The sequence below is a fragment of the Bacillus sp. ABA4_010 genome, from assembly GCF_056159105.1.
Genome location: NZ_JBSWUN010000003.1, coordinates 918,143 through 936,575, shown reverse-complemented (window position 1 = coordinate 936,575; position 18,433 = coordinate 918,143). Strand labels below are relative to the sequence as shown.

General features: G+C 32.6%; 14 protein-coding genes and 1 riboswitch. Of the genes, 6 read left to right on the top strand and 8 right to left on the bottom strand.

The genetic code is table 11. The features are described 5' to 3' along the window. Positions 1-240: 240 nt before the first annotated feature. Entirely contained in the window at positions 241-576 is a 336-nt protein-coding gene (locus ACXAEO_RS05815; RefSeq protein ID WP_474879048.1) for a PilZ domain-containing protein, read from the top strand. Positions 577-579: 3 nt separating this feature from the next. On the opposite strand, the gene ACXAEO_RS05810 is transcribed toward ACXAEO_RS05815, so the two are convergent. Continuing rightward, positions 580-804, bottom strand: a complete 225-nt coding sequence (locus ACXAEO_RS05810; protein ID WP_474879046.1) for a helix-turn-helix domain-containing protein — start codon at positions 802-804, stop codon at positions 580-582. Between the two features lie 112 nt (positions 805-916). Further along, positions 917-1,000, bottom strand: a riboswitch (cyclic di-GMP riboswitch). Between the two features lie 178 nt (positions 1,001-1,178). Between ACXAEO_RS05810 and ACXAEO_RS05805 the strand changes: the two genes are divergently transcribed. The 4 genes from ACXAEO_RS05805 (at position 1,179) to ACXAEO_RS05790 (ending at position 3,398) form a co-directional block, all read left to right on the top strand. Continuing rightward, the gene (locus tag ACXAEO_RS05805; protein WP_474879044.1) at positions 1,179-1,367 is read left to right on the top strand and encodes a YjfB family protein; all 189 of its coding nucleotides are present in this window, start codon (positions 1,179-1,181) and stop codon (positions 1,365-1,367) included. 117 nt (positions 1,368-1,484) lie between these two features. Further along, the gene (locus ACXAEO_RS05800; protein ID WP_474879042.1) at positions 1,485-1,781 is read left to right on the top strand and encodes a hypothetical protein; all 297 of its coding nucleotides are present in this window, start codon (positions 1,485-1,487) and stop codon (positions 1,779-1,781) included. A 174-nt stretch (positions 1,782-1,955) separates the two neighbouring features. Continuing rightward, positions 1,956-2,207, top strand: a complete 252-nt coding sequence (locus tag ACXAEO_RS05795; RefSeq protein ID WP_474879040.1) for a hypothetical protein — start codon at positions 1,956-1,958, stop codon at positions 2,205-2,207. 474 nt (positions 2,208-2,681) lie between these two features. Then, positions 2,682-3,398 (top strand): hypothetical protein, encoded by a 717-nt coding sequence (locus ACXAEO_RS05790; RefSeq protein ID WP_474879037.1) that lies wholly within the window; start codon positions 2,682-2,684, stop codon positions 3,396-3,398. Positions 3,399-3,523: 125 nt separating this feature from the next. Here the strand turns inward: ACXAEO_RS05790 and ACXAEO_RS05785 are convergent, their stop codons facing one another. From ACXAEO_RS05785 to ACXAEO_RS05765, 5 genes are all read right to left on the bottom strand, one after another. Beyond that, the gene (locus tag ACXAEO_RS05785; RefSeq protein WP_474879034.1) at positions 3,524-3,748 is read right to left on the bottom strand and encodes a hypothetical protein; all 225 of its coding nucleotides are present in this window, start codon (positions 3,746-3,748) and stop codon (positions 3,524-3,526) included. Between the two features lie 1,533 nt (positions 3,749-5,281). Further along, positions 5,282-7,732, bottom strand: coding sequence for a UvrD-helicase domain-containing protein (locus tag ACXAEO_RS05780; protein WP_474879032.1), 2,451 nt, complete (start codon positions 7,730-7,732; stop codon positions 5,282-5,284). Positions 7,733-7,743: 11 nt separating this feature from the next. Continuing rightward, complete coding sequence (locus tag ACXAEO_RS05775) at positions 7,744-8,262, bottom strand: YecA family protein (RefSeq protein ID WP_474879030.1); 519 nt, start codon at positions 8,260-8,262, stop codon at positions 7,744-7,746. Between the two features lie 47 nt (positions 8,263-8,309). Further along, a complete protein-coding gene (locus ACXAEO_RS05770) occupies positions 8,310-9,305 on the bottom strand; it encodes a DNA-processing protein DprA (RefSeq protein ID WP_474879028.1) in 996 nt (331 codons plus the stop codon). A gap of 14 nt (positions 9,306-9,319) precedes the next feature. Then, the gene (locus ACXAEO_RS05765) at positions 9,320-11,029 is read right to left on the bottom strand and encodes an HAD-IA family hydrolase (RefSeq protein WP_474879026.1); all 1,710 of its coding nucleotides are present in this window, start codon (positions 11,027-11,029) and stop codon (positions 9,320-9,322) included. A gap of 561 nt (positions 11,030-11,590) precedes the next feature. Here ACXAEO_RS05765 and ACXAEO_RS05760 point away from each other — a divergent pair. Beyond that, positions 11,591-12,121 (top strand): hypothetical protein, encoded by a 531-nt coding sequence (locus ACXAEO_RS05760; RefSeq protein ID WP_474879023.1) that lies wholly within the window; start codon positions 11,591-11,593, stop codon positions 12,119-12,121. 188 nt (positions 12,122-12,309) lie between these two features. Here the strand turns inward: ACXAEO_RS05760 and ACXAEO_RS05755 are convergent, their stop codons facing one another. Both ACXAEO_RS05755 and ACXAEO_RS05750 read right to left on the bottom strand, forming a co-directional pair. Continuing rightward, positions 12,310-14,385, bottom strand: coding sequence for a nuclease-related domain-containing DEAD/DEAH box helicase (locus tag ACXAEO_RS05755; protein WP_474879021.1), 2,076 nt, complete (start codon positions 14,383-14,385; stop codon positions 12,310-12,312). Between the two features lie 187 nt (positions 14,386-14,572). Then, on the bottom strand, positions 14,573-18,298 hold the full coding sequence (locus ACXAEO_RS05750; RefSeq protein WP_474879019.1) for a helicase domain-containing protein: 3,726 nt from the start codon (positions 18,296-18,298) through the stop codon (positions 14,573-14,575). Positions 18,299-18,433: the final 135 nt, after the last annotated feature.

Here is an 18,433-nt window from a genome sequence, read left to right as displayed (position 1 = left end):
TTGAAAAGGTCCCGCTTATCCACTAGATTGTATTATACCTCAATTACACACTATGTCACACGTTTAATGACAAAAAAATGGATTAGTAAAAGAAGAACATTATCTGTTGAACCGTTCAATATTTGAACAAATATTCTAAATTATTGCCTGCATAAATAAATCTGGTCATTAAAGTGAAAATATACATATACGTGACGATAAATATAGTGAAAAAGTATTGATTGCAGGCAGGTGTGTTTTATGAAAAAGCGTAAATATAAGAGAATCGACTTAACGTCCCCTCTTATGGTAAAAGGAAAAATTCAAAAATATAAAAACAAATATAGCTTAAGTCATACGACATTACTCAAAGTAGAAAACATGAGCATGACGGGATTACGCTTCACATCCGACCTTAATTTTCCCGTTACAAATGACCTTGTCTTATCGTTGGAATTCTCTTTACTTGGCCGAGACGTTCATTTACTTGGGACCATTGTATGGAAGCAAAAAACGACGACGAGCTATATTTACGGTTTTGAAATTGCTTCTACTAATATCGGGTACATGAAATCGGTAGCCATGTTGACGAGATAGCCATTACCTTTCTAAAAAATAATCTTGTGGAAGATTAAGAACATCCGTAATAATCTCAATTTGTTCTTTATATCTTTTTGGGTCAGGACTTTCTCCCCTTAAAATTCGATATAAAGTAGGTCGTGATATACCAACTAATTTAGAAAATGACGATTTAGTATATTTGTGCATCATCATGTAACATTGTAGATTTTTTCCAATCAATTTGCGGTGTTCAAAAAAATTCATAAACTTCTCTCCTCTTCAAATACTTATGATCCGAAGAAAGCGTGTCGACTTTTTCATGTCCGTCAAATAAAAAAGTCCCCTTGGGAAAGGTGGACGTCATCATTCCATCTTCTTCGGCAGCCCGGCTATCATTGCAAAATGCTTTAGACCCGTGGCTTTGCGTCCCTACCTTTCAATAGGTTTGCTATTATCGGATTAGGTTGTATAAAAATTAAGCGCAAAAATATTCTAACATAAAGTCACAATGAAGCAACATCTTTTAAAATAAAAAACACAAAAAAAGCAGAATATTATTTTAATTATTTTCTCCTCTAAATCTCTTTAATTTTGTTAAAATAAAACCGATAATAACAGTAAAAAGGGAGGTAATACTCATGGATATCGCCGCTTTATCTAGTGCACTTGCCAATACAACACTTCGTCAAGATGTGAATATGTCTTTAATGACAAACGCGATGGATACAGCCAAACAAAATAGTGAACAAATGATTGATATGATAAAAAGCACCACTCCCCAAGCTCCACATCCTACTCTTGGTCATTCCATTGACTTGAAAGGCTAATGACAATGAATGGGAGAGACATTCGAAGGCTGTATGCCATGTGAATGTCTCTTTTCTTTTGTACAGTGACCCAACTTAAACATTAACAATCAGAAAGTGTATGAATGGTGATGCAACATGACAACAGATATTATTAACGATTTACAAACAACCTTGTCCTTATACAAAGACAAGCCTTACCTCCCATTTTGGGGAGAAATTCTAATTATTCTTCAGCGATTGAAAAAGGAAGGAGCACACTCGGAAAACGAGTTTCTACTATATGAGTTGGTCTCTTCTCATCAAGTAACTTACCAGCCTAAAGGCCATAAATTTTGCATTAAAGCTCCTGATTTTAATATTATTTTAGATGAGTATTCGTTTATCAACTCTCTTCTCCAAGGGCGTTTTTGGCCAAAAGAAGCTAAATCATAACAGTTGTTTTTATCATCTAATATAAATGATGGTAGACCCACTCTTGTAACCATCCGTTTACCTGCTTAGTTCCTTAGGGTAAATGTATTTTATTACCACTGATACAAAAGTCACCTTTCGACATATTCCACACCATTTCTCCTATATGATTAATACTTATAGGAGGAATGCTAAATGTTACGAATTGAAATGCCAAACGACAAATCACATGCAATCCAATCACAATTATTAAACTTCCAAAAAGTTCATAAAAGCCGGATGAATTCAACCTCTGCTTATCATTTGGCAGCCTTTCTATTAGGTCTGAAAGTTATGGGCGTTAACATAGCCGTTAACAATCAATTTCACTCTCACACTAAAATCGCTACTTATATTTTAGAAGAATGGGATGGGAATATACAATTTATCCTCAAAAAAGAAGAATAACGTTTACTTTGCTAGTAAACGTAGCCTTTTTACAAAATTTTAATGTTACTCCGCCATAAAAAATGTTAATATTTAGGTGTCAATATATTACTTGTTAAGGAGTGAATATATGATCGCCAGTCTTCACCTATTGTCTACCGTTTTCTCTCTCATTTTAATCGTCGGCTCCTCCATCAAAAAAAGCAACAACACCCATCGCGACCTGCACAACGTTTTTCTCATCTTAGGTTTACTTCTGTTCCCTTCTTCTCTGGCGTTCTTTTTCTTATAATATGGTTTAGCTAGACTCTGGCTCGAACCGTGTCACACTAATTAAACACATGTACGTTTTTAACAGATAGAAGGTCCCTTTTTTTACAATTAAAATATCTAGGTCAAATGAACGTCCAGAATGAATAAGATAAAAATAAGAAAGAACGGTTCATAACAAAAAAATACTGACTGTACGACGTTTTGGATAGGAGGGAGTATCTCTTGAAACGAATGACAAAAATTTTCATCGGTTCATTAGGTTTAACATTATTCTCTACCGGAGTATATGCTGGCACTATCATTGACCAATATAAAACACCCCGTGATACAATTGCGACAGTTGAGGAGGAAACCATTCATAAAAATCGGATCGGCGTTACCGTAAACGGTAAACCAACCTCCGCTAATACTTGGTATAGCGAAGAGGAAAAAACCTTTGTGAGCCTCCGTGAGGTTTCTGAAATGCTTGGTGCTGCCGTCACCTATAACCCAAGAACCATGTCTGCTGATATCCTTTTTCCACCGTCATCATCTGTTCCCATTCAATCTCCTGCAACAGATTTGATTACGAAAGATCATTTACCTTACAAAATCAATTTCTCTAATGGCATTTCCTTAACGATTAACTCCTATAGTGCCTCCATCATCAAAACAGCGTTCAATGTGACCATTACAAACAATTCACTTCAATTAGCCAAAGGTGCCTTCCCAACCGCAACATGGATAGTTACTGCTAACGACAAAACGTTATCCTTCGTTAATCGCGATCGAACGCTAGATAACATATCCGATTTATCCCCAGGGCAAAGTGTGACTGGAAACTTAACATTAGAAGGTTTACCACGCAGTGAAGATGATATTAACGCAATTTCTTTATTCGGAGAACTATGGAATACATCTTATAAGAAGGAATTTCAATTAAATTTTCAATTGGATTAATGAGCTTGTTTATGATATAGGCGTTTTCTTATTTTCTATGTAAAAAAAGCCTGATTATGGTTGCATGTTCAATCATAATCAGGCTTAAAAATTCCCTTTAATAATACAACTCAAAAAGTAACTCATTAAACTTGTTTTTTCTCTTCTACTACTTCCCCGTCTTCCACAAAATGCTTTTTCAGTGAATTATACATAGCTTCTGCAGACTTGGGAATATATATTGGTTTAATTGAGTCTTTAAAAAATATCCTAATTGAATCGTTATCTTCGCTATATCTAATCGTACATTCTGTTTTAAGATCATACTGTTTTCCATATTTCCCATGACTTATTTGAACATTTTTGTGCATCAAACTCACCTGTTTTGTCAATTTTTATGGATGATTTTAAGAAACAGTTCATTATAAAGACCATTATTTGGAGGTAATCTGTTTCCTGACTGCGTACAATTTATAAAACTAGTAAAAGGATCATCTTTCATACTACTTTATTAGGAAATGAACTATTTTTTGGTTAAATTTTAGTCATTCTTTCATTCAATCAAAATATCAACAACATGACCAAAATAAAGAAACCCCCTCAACACCAATGGTGTCAAGGGGTTTGGCTATTAATACATTGACATGTATTGCTCGCGCTCCCAAGGGTGAACTTGTGTGCGGAACAGGTTTCAAGAAGTAAAGTGTTATCAAAGAGCAGCATATTTACCGCTATGTCAACATTCTTAAATTCCATCTGTCAAACTGATTAATACAAAATAAAATTTATTGGGGTGTTTGTGGGGTGTTCCCGTCTCTAAGATTTAGTGAATCAGATTTAAAAATCAGAATATGAATCTTGCACACTAAATTACCCATCATATACCTAAAATTAAGAGATGCTTTTCAATATGTATCATTACTAATCATAACATTATGCGATAAGTTAACTTACTGATTTTATGCATCTTAGCTTACAATATACATTATATATAGTTAATAAAAGAGACCTGTCAAAAAGAATTTGATTCACCTTTTTATCTTCATCAAACACACTCAATATGTGTGGAGTGCTGACGGTAGGAAAACCACAAAATTAATATGAGATGTAGTGGTGCATCTTCCATTATTATTTTGCTTTTGTTCATGGTTTAAAGATACACATCATGGTAATTTAACTAGGTTGATTTCAATTTTTAGAATATCTACTAAAGACTTCTTTAGTATTGTTTAAAAAAACACCTTTTTATTATCATACTTTACTTCATACTTCATCAAGATATGATTCTATAACCTGTTTTTCAAATTTTGAAGGATTTGTTCTTAACAATCGTATAAATAAAATCCATGCGGGACAACTAAATAATACTGTAATGATAGCCCCCAAAAAATTAAAGTTTACTATACTATATATAGTAAGAGACGTAGTAAAAATAGTATAAAATAAACAAAAGATAATCGAAGTAGTGTAGAACAATCCACTTTTTATTTTTATCGTAAAATTTTTAATCATACCTATCTCCTAACAATTAAAAAATCCTTCTTACTGACCGTCGTGCATTATAGTTTTTTTCAATTCTTTTACTAAGGTAATAGGTACATCTAATATCTTCGCAATGTCTTCAACTGAATAACCATTGATTAAATATTTTGTTATCTCTACTACTTCTTGTTGTGTTTTTGTCAAATATTTGTTTTGGAAAAACATAATCATAATCCCTTCTATTTAAAAAAGCAGACTATTATTTTAATGATTTATAATCCATTCCGTTATATTATTATCTACCTATTTTTCTTTTGTTAACTACTTATCACTCACATGTCTTTATTAAAAAAGATCCTAAATGGTCCTTTTTAATAATAAATCTTAAATAAGCTTGAGTGGCAGTAATTATTCAATGTGCACTAACTAAAAATATCATCTAAAAAATCTTTAGCGCTTTTTTTATGATTTGCTTTTTCTCGATGAATATCTACATTAAATGTTTCTAGCAAGTCTTGCCATTCGTATCGATTCTTATCAAAGCTATGATAACGTTCCTTAATAGAATGCTGTTCGAATAAACTCGTTGCTTTAATAGTCACTTTATTATTGTTAAACAGAATCAGAAGGTCTCTAAAGTTAGTATCATCCACTTTAAACAGTTCATAAATATAAATAGGTTCATTATCTCTATAAAAACATCCTGAAATAAACAATGTTTGTTTTAATGCATAATCGTAATCAATTAATGAATAAATCTCATTTCCTCTCTCTTTAACACTAGAACTCGGTGATAAATAATGCTGACGATACAAAATCTGCCCGTCCATTTTTGTTATAAAATAGGAAATATTCCCAATTATTCGAATCCCATATTGTTCCTCTAACACTGTTAAACATTTTACTAATTGATTTGGATCTTGAATATTCCAGCCAAACTTCAAAATTGCTTCATACTTTTGTAAATGGTCATAATTTTTCGTACGTGCTAGTAAGTTTTTGCATTGGCTAATTTCTTCATTTGATCCAGCTTTTGTAAACGCATCAATTGCTTGCTCATATTTACCTAATAGTTTTAATTGCTGTCCTTCATGTAACCATTCTTCCCTCGATGTTTCTGTAACTGGTTCACATAAAAATGAATCTAAATTTGTTTCTTCGAGATATGGCATATATACATTTAATAGAGTGGTTGTTTCCTCTTCAATAAAACAAAGCTGTTCAATAGATCTTGAGGCTGCTAAATATATTTGATTAAGGTATACACTATTTAGTTGAGTATGTTTTCTTGGTGTTTCTTTTAATTTCAGATGTGTATCATTAAATTTCATCAAATTAATGCAAAATACATCTTCATACTGCAGTCCTTGTACCTCATCAATTAAAAAAACTCGGTCAAAACCATATTGTTTTATTTTGTGTTTTTCGTTTGCATTCGCTACAATCACAATTGCATTGGCCTTTTGATTTATACGGGTTGCCAAGCGTTGCAACTTTATTGGATTAACAATTACTTTTGGTATAGTGCTTTCACGAACGGCCTCTTCTTTTTCGGGGATCACAGAAGGATAATACGACTGTTTCAAATGTTTAATTTCATTTAATAGCTTGACAGTGTTAGAACCTGACCTGAAATTTTTCGAAATTGAAATGATTTCGTACGGCAAAGCTTTTTCCACTAGATGTTGCTGCAGTTGCTCAATGGAAAACTTATAATTCTGCAACACTTGATAATAATCACCAAAAACCATTAATTGATTTGGTCCAATCGCCAAATGGATAATACTATCTAATTGTTTTTGGGTTAACTCCTGCATTTCATCAACAACTAAACTGATATACTGGCCTTTTCCCTTCAATACCATAGTTGCTAGATCATTTAAATCGACGTATTTATTAGTTTTTAGCCACTGCTGGTAAAGACTTGCAATGAAGTACACAAACTTTTTCTCTGTTATGGATAAAACAGATGAGCTAACTAAATATTCATCTAAGCCAAGTAGTTCTTTGTGCTTAGCTTCCCCCTTAATCACTGTATTAATTTCTAAAAAGATTGCTTGTGGAGTTAAAGTGATTTGCTCATTTTGTAATCTATTTTGCTCATACCATTTTAAAAAGTCTTGTAAACTTACAACTGTAAACTTTTTTTGTAAAACACGTTCATATAGTTGCTGTAACGAACAAAACGAGATGTGTTCGGTCTTCGTTGTATAAGAAAAAAATGTTTCTTTCACGGTATTCATTAAATACGATGAATGGCTTACATATATCGTTGGAATAGCTAGTTCTTCGTTTAGAAGTAATTTTCGTATTCCAATACTTGTTTTCCCGCTTCCAGCACATCCCTGTATTACTACGACTTTTTCGAAAAATGTAAGACATTCAAATTGTTTTCGTGTTAATACGTTTGATGTATGCAACAATGGATTTTCAATCAATAAGGAAATATATTCTTCATCTAGCACATCTTGTTGCTCTATAACATAAAGTTTCGAGAGCAATTCTTGTTTTACATACTGATCGATTTTGATGTCAATGTCTTCATCTGCATATTCTGCCATGTCAATTTCATACGCTTCTAAATCCACATCCTGAAATGATCGTGCAGAACGAACTTGATCATCATGTGTTTCATAGCTCAGGAAGTTGATAGTTCCATCAGATTCACCAAAACGAAATAAAATACGGTCTCCACTATTAACACGAAACTTGTAAATATCCGTTCCAATAATTCTTCGAATCCAAAATCCTTTCGGTACATCTGAAAACACTGTGGATTTTATAATAGCTTCAGCAAATCGATTCAATTTATTTTGAACTATTTTTCGCTTTTCTATTGGAACATGCTTGTAAAAGTCTTTTGCAATTTTCATAATGTACCTTCTTAAATCCCTACTTGTTCATTCATATAAGAAATAGCTGCTTGTACACATCTCTTATCATATTCATCCAATTCGGACTTTGTTGCACGTTGTAGTTGTAGTCGATAATAAGGATCCACCATTTTACAATACGTTGCAACAATGTGAGCCTCTTTTTCGCTTACATTGAGATCGATTAATGCATGTCCTAAATGACGCATCGTTTCCGTTTTGTCATAACCTAATTCCAAAGCTGTTTTAAATGATTTAACAGAGGCTCCAAACTCTTCCTGAATATAAAGTAATTTCCCTAAATTATAGTAAGCAATAGAACGCTCTGGATATAACTGAATTGCTTTAATATAACATTGACGCGCTTGATCGTAATGTCCGGCACGTTTATACATAATACCTCTATCTAAAATAGCTACATAATTATCATCTTCTGTTATATTCAATGTCTTATTTTGATTTCCGTTCATACAACATTTTTTATATTTTTTCCCTGACCCACAGGTACAAGGATCGTTTCGTCCTACCATCTGAAAATCTCCTAATCAATTTTATTTATTCATAGAATATCTGACTTTTATAAATCAAACATATTTAACTGTTCAATATTCTCATCCAAAATTTGTTTTGGTTTTTTTACTTTTTCAAAACGCTCTTTGTGTTCCGTATCTAACCTTTCTTTATATTCCGTTAGCTCTTTATGAATTAATTCGTAAGAATCTTTATCTTTCAATACGGCAATTCCATTTTCAATCATTACAATATTACCTTGAACAGCATTCTCATGTTCATCTTGCTTTAATGGTATGGGCGTAAATAAATATCGTTTTTGTTTTCTAGCAAATTCAATGGTATGTTGAGTACCACTTTTAATTGGAGTTTGCACTGGACATACGCCCAAAGATAATCCACTTTGAATGCGGTCTCGCTTCACAAAATTGCCTCTAGTGTTAGGCTGACCGATAGGGGTTTCTGAAAGCCATAATCCATTCCGTTCTAATATTTCCATCGCGAGTTCTTTATTTTTTGCTGGATAAATTTGCATTAAGTCCCCAGCCAGAACCGTAATAGTCTTACCATTTTGTACTTTTAATGCCCCTTCATGACCAGCTGTATCAATCCCCAATGCTAGTCCACTCACAATTGTATAGCCCATTGTAGCAAAAGTCTCGGCGATCTTTCGTGCAGCTTTTACACCAATTACAGTAGGTTCTCTAGTTCCCACAATGGCTAGTGTATCTTCCTCTTTTAATAATTCTAAATTCCCTTTTGCATATAAAACTGTTGGGGGATCTTCAATTAACCGCAAATACTTAGGGTACCATTCACTAGAGATTGGTATCACTTTTATCTTTTTTTCTTCATGGGATTTAACTAAATTTTCAGCGCGTTTTTTAGCAAATTCAATATTTTCAACTGATAACAATTTGATTAAACTTTTTTTATTTATAATACTTAAATGTTCACTAAGATTATCAAAATTTAGCATTGGATAATTCTCATATAATTCAATTACAGTTTTATTACCTACTCCCTTAATGCAACTAATTGTTAGCCAGAATAGATCATTCAATTGTTTCACCCCTATTACGTCGTTAAACCTTGTTTTTTATAAATTATTTTTTCTAATATATTAGTCGAAATTATTGTATTAATATCTAAATTCATCATTCTAGCATTATTTCCAGCTTCAATATCCGAAAGTTGATCTCCTATATTTAACACATGTTCTGGATTAACCTTTAGTTTTAAAGCACATTTTAATAACGGATCTGGGGAAGGTTTGCTTCTTAAAATATCTTTTGCTGCAATTAAATAATCAAATGGATATTGACAGACTGATAGCAACTTTAAAGCGTAATTTCTAGGGGAACTAGTAACTATCCCAATACGAATTCCTGCTTGTTTTAAACTCGCCAATAAACTGGGATCTATAATAATATGCTCTTTATTAATAAGAGTTAAATTTTCAATACCTATATTTCTCTGTCTATAGAGTTCTAAATGATCCGTATGTATTAATGTATTATCTAAATCAAAAATAATTGCTTTCACTTCTTTTTCATCAGTATATTCCTGCGTCCAACCTAGTTTAGTAGACCAATATCCATGATACTCTAAGTATTCTTTATTTACTAAATGAAAATCCCGATAATTATATACTCCATTATCATTTTTACTATACCAATATGCACCCGAGTCATTATTTCGGAAACCTATAAAGTTCTCATTACCTTCTGAATCAAAAATTACAGGCATAATAGATTGCTCGTGATAATTCACAACTTGGGTAAAAGCCAATGGTAAAATGGTAACTTTACTAGCACCAGCTTCATATAAAACTCTAGCACATTCAGCAGTAGTTGCTCCACTTGTAAAAACATCATCTACTAATAATACATGCCCGGCAACTTTCCTTTTACATCCTATATTTCCATAAACACATTGATATTTATCTACAAATGTAGAATATTTTTTTGGAGATGGATAATCACTAATAGAAAACAATAAATCATACTCCAGATTTCGATTAGTACGAACAAAATTTTCTACACCCACAAAACGGCTATTTTTATTGGGTCTTGGTGGTACAAATGTTATATGGGAAACTGTAGAATCAAGCATTAAAACACTGTCTATTAATTGACCAAATGTTCTCTTGACTGCAGTATTATTACTTGGCAAATTATTTTTAAACCCAATGATAGCCCTAGAAAGTGGATGATTATAATTTCGATTGTCTTTCAATGTAAAGTATCGTCCTGTAAAAATAACATCAGATTTATAATTAGTATGGGGAATATGAATAATATTTGAATATCTAATTAAATTGGTTTGTGGCAACGTGATATTCGGGAATCCTGTTTTTTCACTGGTATAGGTTAATCTGTAATCTGTATTATCTACAAAACTATTAAAAGTATTATAATTCCAAATTTCATCTGGCATATAACCCCACTCTTTGTATGACTCCCAGTTGTCTGTCAATAAAACTGTACTGAAACCTAATTCTACCCATCTTTTAACATGCGCGATATTATTTGAAATTATTAATATACCTGATTGATCAGTATCCATATCATCAAAAACAATCTGTGTCATACTATCTACCGATCCCAGAAAATTATAGTGTGACTCTGGCATTATTCCCTCTATGTAAATATTGCTCACATAAACAATATTCTTTTTTTGAGCCAATAATGATATTTGTGCTAAGAAACCTTTATTCATATTCCAATTATCTGAACCAGTTAAATCTAACAATATTTGAAATTCTGTGCCACAATATGAAAACATTTAATCATCCCCTTTATATTCCCCTTATTAACGTCTAAAACATCTTTTAGTACTATGCGTTGATGCTAGTAGTCAAGTAAATATTATTATAAAAATGACTTTATTCTTAGTCTTATAATGCGGTATGTTACTTTAGTTATCGGCAAAGAAATGAAATTGGTAAATAGTTATTATAAATTTACCAATAATGACCATAAATTCGTTATCATCAATACCTTTTTAGGAATTATGATATGCAATTATGACAATTTATTCAAATCGAAAGCTAAGTTTAGTATGATAATTGAAGATGACTATATAAATCAGCAACTACTCGAATGGTTAGAAAACATCCAGAATAAACGAAAAAAATTAGACTTCTTACAGCAGGAGAAAGTCTCTTCAACTCGGAGGATTTCATTCTGTAATGTTTTTATCAAATGCTAGAAAAGAACACCGGATTAAACCAAACAATAGGATTTTGTACTACAGGACCCTTTTCAAGAAAATCTAAGAGAACTGCTATTTGTAACCGAAATAAATTTTAGTATAATAAAATTCATCTTATTAATGAGGTATATCATGATTGTATTAGAAACTAATGTAAAAAGTATCGTGGAAGGAAAAACTTCTAGATTTACTGTTAGTTATATAGAAAACGGAGCTAATTCTAAAATTGAGGAACTATTTATTCTACACGTTTATAAAGGTCTGCTTTCAATCGAGTGGAATGAAAGAACCATTCATTTACAACCTATCAACGTAAACTGGGGCACTAGATGCTTTCAAGTGAGAAATGTGCGTAGGTTGGGAAAACCCGAATTAAAAGTCGAAGAGATTAAAGATATGCTTAAAACTTTAAAAGGAATAGAGAAAAAGGATTTTGCAATATACTGCTTAGAAATTCTAAAACTATACAAATATATTGTAGAATTAATAGGTGAATATAAAATTGAAAGGTCAGATGACGAGTGGTCTAAACATACGTGTGTTCAACTTTGTACACCCTACTCTACAATTGAGATTGGTTCCGTACAAGGAAGTATGTCAGGTCTCTATTCTTCGATTGATCGGATGCAAGACCTATATATTAATGAGTTGAATATTAAATAACACAGAAATATTATCGAATAAGGTCTAATAAAAATAACCAGAGTGCGATAATGGCTATTTTCGCACTCTAAACCTTCACTTTGTTTGGAATTATGTAACAGTTAGTTTTTCCCCCTCTTCAAACCCAAAGTGAAATAGAATTCGATGGTTCTTAAATTAAATCACTCTGGTTGTTTATTCGTACAGAACTATAATGACTCAATTTCATTCTTAGAATAATTAGGAAAAGGTGTTTGTATCATGGTAACTAAATAAAAATCTTCAATTATAACCTTATCATTTTTTTTCATTTTTGATATTTCTTTGTACATCATTTCTCTTGTTTTTTCAACAATAAAAGTTTTCTCGTTTAAACTAAATATTATATTTCTGATACTCGTATCTTCAAACTCATATACTTGTTCTGTATCCATTTTTATTAGTTCAAATTTTATTTTATAGGGATTTCTATTTGTTTTTAACAAATCATCATAATTGTGCATGTTTTTGTCCCGGATAATATTTGTGTATATATTATCCTCACTACATATTAAATACAGTTCTTCCATTGCCCTAGTCATTCCAACATAAATTAACTTTACAGTGTCAATTTCATTATCTTTTAAATAATTATTACATAGGCAACAAAGATACACTTTTTCAAACTCTAGTCCCTTACTATCCTCAATTGTTCCTAAAATAATGGACTGGTCTAATTCTTTTGCCCAATCTTGTTCAGATAAAAGTGAATAAACGATATTTTCTTCATCTAGATATCTCTTAATAACCTCCAAAGCACTATAGTCTGGGCATAAAACACACGTGGAACCGCTGAAACCTGAAGATTCTCTTAGTTTGCTGGCTAAAATTTTTATTTCAGCTCTAATATTCTCCGCATTGATGACTTCAGGAGGTTTACCTTCTCTCATACTAGAAAATTCGGTAATACCGTAATTTATGTTAGTTTTTGAATTACTAATAGCTTTTTCTAAAAGTGGACTATTCAAAAAATTATTGGCAAACTTTATTATCTCTGCTGTATTTCTATAATTTTTTTCTAATTGAATGGATTTTTCAAAAGAGTCACTTTTAAGTGCTGCCCACCGCAATTGAAAACTTCTTAAATAGATATTTTGAACCCCATCTACTGTGAGTAGCAAATGACTATTCTCGCTGTCCCTAATTAATTCTTTAACTACAAACTCTATATATTCTTCTTTAAAGTCTTGTGCTTCATCAATCAATATAGCATCATATTTCAGATTATTTTTATCTTCCCTTTGCCTATACAAATCAATATCTTGGATTAACTCCTTATCTGTTTTATACACTTTATTTGATGTTGTCGCCATATTTAGTGTACTTTGAATGCAACCTCTTATATCATCTACTAGAACGTTGCTATATTTTCCGTCATTTGATTCTTTATGTAACTCATTATTTATCGCTATTTTAGTAGATTCTTTATATGTCAAAATAAGTATATTCCAGTCTTTGTGAGTAGTTGCTAAATGCATAGCTCTTGATTGAAGAATTGTCGTTTTCCCGCTTCCTACTGGACCATGAATTATTTGGTGACCATATTCAATTGTCTTGGCAACTTGTTCTTGGTGTATTGTAATGACTCTTTTTCTTTCTTTACTACTTAGTGATACTTCTGGAAAGACAGTAGATCTAATTATATTAATTTTTTCCTCAGCAATTTCGGGAAAAAAGGAAGAAGTTTTAGCGACGCTCCGTAGAAAATTTTCCAATGACTCTAAATCATGATTTAAAATAGCATCATTGTTTGATAATAGTACTTTTTTAGGATCTATTACTTCTTTTAAACCACGTTTAATATAATCTGTTTCATTGATATTTGTTAGAACTACTCCAAAATTATACCCAAAAGACAATTTTCCTTTATAATCGCCCTCCGTTTGTAATAATTCTTGCTTTTTTTGCAGCAAGTTTGATAAATTCATACAATAATCCCTTGCTTGTTTGAGAGGATTCTTAAATTTTTTACTATTAATACCGTAAAGGACTTCAAATTCTTCACTATTCATACTTAAAATAGAATCTACAGACCAATCTTTAACCTCAAGAACTATCAAACCTAGATCCGGGGATAAGATTATAAAATCAGGAAACTTAGATTGTTCTTTATCACTAGCAGGTATACTTATATCATAGTAAACAATGTAATTGTCAGGAAGATTCCTTAACATTTCAAAAACTTTCTTCTCACCAGCAGTAAAACCAGTGTAAGCTTCAATATTTTCCGGTATCATGATGGCCATATTAGCTTCTCCTTTATAATAAAAAAACATTATTCACGTAGAATTCATATAAATTCAAAAAAAATATCAGAATGGTCTTTTATCACCTTGAACAAATCATTTGAGCTTAAATAGAGTGCGATAATGGTAATTTTCGCACTCTAAAAATTTTCTATGGAAAATACTGTGATATCCAATTAACAACCTATTACGGAGAAAGTAAACATTTTTTTCCATGTTCAAATGTAATATATAATTGATGCAAGGCGCGACTTGTCGTAACATATGCCAATTTACGGTCAAAATCCGTAAAGCTATAGTCATTAAAGCGTGCAATGACAACTGCATCAAATTCTAATCCTTTTACAGCAGTTGGCGTTGTGACAACCACTTTTACATTTGTTGGTAGTTCGACTGCAGTTTGAATCGCCACAGAAAAATATGGATCAATCATATAACGATAATGTTCAAGCAATGATTCATCCTTCACCACGACTGCTACAGACTCATAATGATGCGTTAAGATAGCCTCTTCTAGTACCGCAATCAGCTTCTGTTCTTCGGTTGCTGCTGTAACTTCTACCCATTCTACTTCCGCACCATCACGGAACGTTTCTGTAGAAAGCTTATATTTCCCTGTCGCAAACGGCTGAATAATTTGATTACTCACTTCAACGATTTGTGCTGTCGAACGATACGTGGCTTGTAGTTCATAGTAAGCAGGCTCACCAATTAGTGTATCAAGCGTATGCCAATCTTGTAAGGAGCTTGCTCGATTCAAGTTTTGTCCTAAATCTCCAATTAACATTAAGCCATTTTTCTGTGTTAATGCATTCAACTCGACAATTTCATAGGGCATATAGTCTTGTGCCTCATCAACAATTAAATAAGATAACATATGCTCTTTAGACACACCATTAATTAGTCGCGCAATATGTAACAGCGCTGGTAAATCTTCATAATAAATATTGAGTGATTGATAGTTATTCGGTAAAAGGCCATCTGATTTGGCAACTCTTATTGCTTCATCAAAGCAATCAAAATAATCAAGTTCAAGATGACTTTTCACATATTTTTTTAAAATGTCGCTTTCAGCTGCTGATAAACGCTGCTCTTCTTCAAATGCATAGCCCGGATACTTATTGTTAAAACTGTACTCTAAGTTATAACGTGTTTTTAATGCTTCTCTAATTTGCTTATAGTAAGCGCGTTCAATCATCATTAAAGTTTCTGTCAGCAACGCCTGTTGGAGCATCTCTTTTCGCATTTTGAAAAATGCTTGTTGTTCCATCTCTAATTGTTTAAGCACGCGCTCCCGTACTTCTTCAAGTTGTTGTTGAACCTTAGAATTTTCTATAAGAACATCTACACTAAACACTTCAACAGGCTGGTCTGTTATATGTTCTAAGAGAATCGATTCTCTCTCTTTTCGCAATTCGCGCTGTATATGATGATGCCAAGTTTGCACAATAACTGTGTCGTCTATAGATTGATGCATCAATTGTTGAAGAACTGAACGGTGGTTTTTCATTTTTAAATGAACGGCTTTCTGAATCTCAGTTATAAATTGTTGGCGACTTAAATCTACTTGCTTTTTTGTCACATTAGGACGTTGAGTTTTATAAGCAGTTATATGCCCAATCCAATGATTTGCTAATTGAGCTATTTCGGGCGTAATAAAATCATCTTGATATAGCGGTAAATTCATCACTTCTTGCTTCTCAATCGATTTCGCCTTTTCCTTTACCCATTGCTCCAATTGCTGTTGTATTTCATTTTGACTTTGTAGCTCTTGATGCAAGCTTTTTAAGAAGAAATTGAAATACAGATTTTCACGGTCTTTTAATGTAAGATACGGATATTTTTCCATTTCTCGTAAAATTGGCACAATCGGGATAGAAATTGATTTTAACGTATATGCTTTTGCCCAAATTCGAAGATCGTTCAACATGCTCGTTGTCGTTTGCTGTACGATATTTCGGAAATCTAAAGAGCCTTTCGTTTTAATAATTTCTAACTCTGCTACTTGGTGACGCATCACTTTTGATGGTGAAAGCATTAAAATGTCACACGCCAGTTCAAAAAATGTAGTTTGTTTAATACCAAAATCACCTAATGTCGGTAAAACGTTTTGAATATGTTTTAAAAACGCTTTATTCGGTCCTAATATCGCTACTCTATTAGGTTTTAAATTTTGATATTTGTATAGTAAATAACTCAAACGGTGAAGTGCGATAGCAGATTTACCGCTACCCGCCGAACCTTGAATAATAATAGGCTGGGTCATCGGTAAACGAATAATTTCATATTGCTCTCGCTGTAATGTCGCAACGATTGATTGCATATCTAAACCGCGTTTATTCGTCAATGCAGAAACTAAACCTTCATCTTTAAAGTATTGGCTCGTTGTAGTGATTGGTGGATGAAGCGTTTTAATACTGCCTAATTGGATATCGATTTGTCGTATGTAATCGACAATGACATCTCCTAGCGTTTTGTGAGCAATTGCCTGACCGACTGTTCGCAAATAATAAAGTGATGCAGCTTCTGCCTTCCATGAAATAACATGCCCGTCAATCCCTTGTTCTCCGATGTACATCGTTTCTGCACCCGCTGCGGTAACATAGTCAACACGTCCTATATATGGGCGATCCTTCATATATTGTAGGCGGCGATTATGCTCATGCATTTTTTTGCGCATAATCCCTTCTACATAAGCTGTTGCATAATCTATTTCATACGTATTATTAAAATCAATTTTATGAATTTGGTGCATAGACGTATTAATTTGGGCAATTACTCGTCTTAAATAGTTATGCTCCTCTTTATCATTACGCGGTAAAAATGAAGAAGCATCATAGATAGGAAACGTAGCTTTCACGCCTTCGTCTATTGTTGGAACTGTTTTTAACAGCGCTTCCGACATGGTTTGTACCATTTGTGCTTCATCTACTTCTTGCTCGACAAGCAACTCTTTCTCATCTGACACTTCTTCTAAAAATACTTCATCAAATACTAGACGTTCCATGTCCTCTTCATCTAGCATTAGTGGTACAACAGGTGTTCCCTCTAAAACTGCGATTACTTCGTCCTGCTCCATCTCTGTAGGGACTTCTTCTTCAAACGTTCCTGATATAGCAGGCAAATCCTCCACTAATAACTCTACAGCTTCTACTTCTAAATTATCTGTTTTGAGCCTATGTTGTTGTGAGACTGTTTCTGCTACAGATTGTTGCATTTGTTCAATTTGCACCTGTAACTGCTGGACTTGCAAATTCAATAGTTGGTTTTGTTGAAGCTGTTGTTCATAATCAATTTGTAAGGCATCATGAGCAGTATGTAATGCATTGTATTTTTCCTCTAAGGTATCATAAACCGTTGCATCTAACATTGTTGCTTGTTTGCCTTTTAACTGTTCAAGCTGCCATTGAAGGTCACTATTCTGCCCTTCGTAATCACTAACTATATTTTCTAATCGTTCGACTTTAGAAGTCATCTTGTGCAACGCTTGTTTTAAATGTGTCGTCTCTTGCTCTAAGAGTGCATACTTTTCTTTTGAAACCGTTACTTGTTCAACTATTTTTAATCGCATTGATAATTGCTGAATTTGTGTATTTTTATAGTTATAGTCTGCTAGCGATGGACGTTTTGCGAGTTCTATATTTTCTTCTTCAAGCTTGCGGTAGCTCAATTTTATTTCTTCTAATTCAGCTAGCCTTACTGTTTCTTCAAGCTTTTTATAATTAGCTAGTTTTAGTTCCGTATCTAATTGTTTATATACTTCCTCTTTTTGCAATGCATCTTGTTGTAGTTGTTTTATTTTTTGTTCAAGATGGCGTATTCGTGGATCTTCCACCGTCATCATTGAATGTTGTTCCTCACGTTCCTGAGACTTATTTTCTTTTTTTGGTAATAAAAAATTTAATAAGTTCATTTTTGCACCTACTTATATTCTGCCCTTTTATATAGTTAACGAATATTGAGAGATACTTGAATTTACGCTCATTTCTTTGATGGAGTTACCAAAATATCACATGTTAAAGTAACTCTATATTCTATTCTAAATAAG

Bases quoted from the DNA above. Each gene is read 5' to 3' on its own strand.
- ACXAEO_RS05755 (WP_474879021.1), bottom strand. From the start codon at position 14,385: ATGGCCATCATGATACCGGAAAATATTGAAGCTTACACTGGTTTTACT.
- ACXAEO_RS05750 (WP_474879019.1), bottom strand. From the start codon at position 18,298: ATGAACTTATTAAATTTTTTATTACCAAAAAAAGAAAATAAGTCTCAG.
- ACXAEO_RS05815 (WP_474879048.1), top strand. From the start codon at position 241: ATGAAAAAGCGTAAATATAAGAGAATCGACTTAACGTCCCCTCTTATG.
- ACXAEO_RS05760 (WP_474879023.1), top strand. From the start codon at position 11,591: ATGATTGTATTAGAAACTAATGTAAAAAGTATCGTGGAAGGAAAAACT.
- ACXAEO_RS05780 (WP_474879032.1), bottom strand. From the start codon at position 7,732: ATGAAAATTGCAAAAGACTTTTACAAGCATGTTCCAATAGAAAAGCGA.
- ACXAEO_RS05810 (WP_474879046.1), bottom strand. From the start codon at position 804: ATGAATTTTTTTGAACACCGCAAATTGATTGGAAAAAATCTACAATGT.
- ACXAEO_RS05800 (WP_474879042.1), top strand. From the start codon at position 1,485: ATGACAACAGATATTATTAACGATTTACAAACAACCTTGTCCTTATAC.
- ACXAEO_RS05775 (WP_474879030.1), bottom strand. From the start codon at position 8,262: ATGGTAGGACGAAACGATCCTTGTACCTGTGGGTCAGGGAAAAAATAT.
- ACXAEO_RS05785 (WP_474879034.1), bottom strand. From the start codon at position 3,748: ATGCACAAAAATGTTCAAATAAGTCATGGGAAATATGGAAAACAGTAT.
- ACXAEO_RS05765 (WP_474879026.1), bottom strand. From the start codon at position 11,029: ATGTTTTCATATTGTGGCACAGAATTTCAAATATTGTTAGATTTAACT.
- ACXAEO_RS05805 (WP_474879044.1), top strand. From the start codon at position 1,179: ATGGATATCGCCGCTTTATCTAGTGCACTTGCCAATACAACACTTCGT.
- ACXAEO_RS05795 (WP_474879040.1), top strand. From the start codon at position 1,956: ATGTTACGAATTGAAATGCCAAACGACAAATCACATGCAATCCAATCA.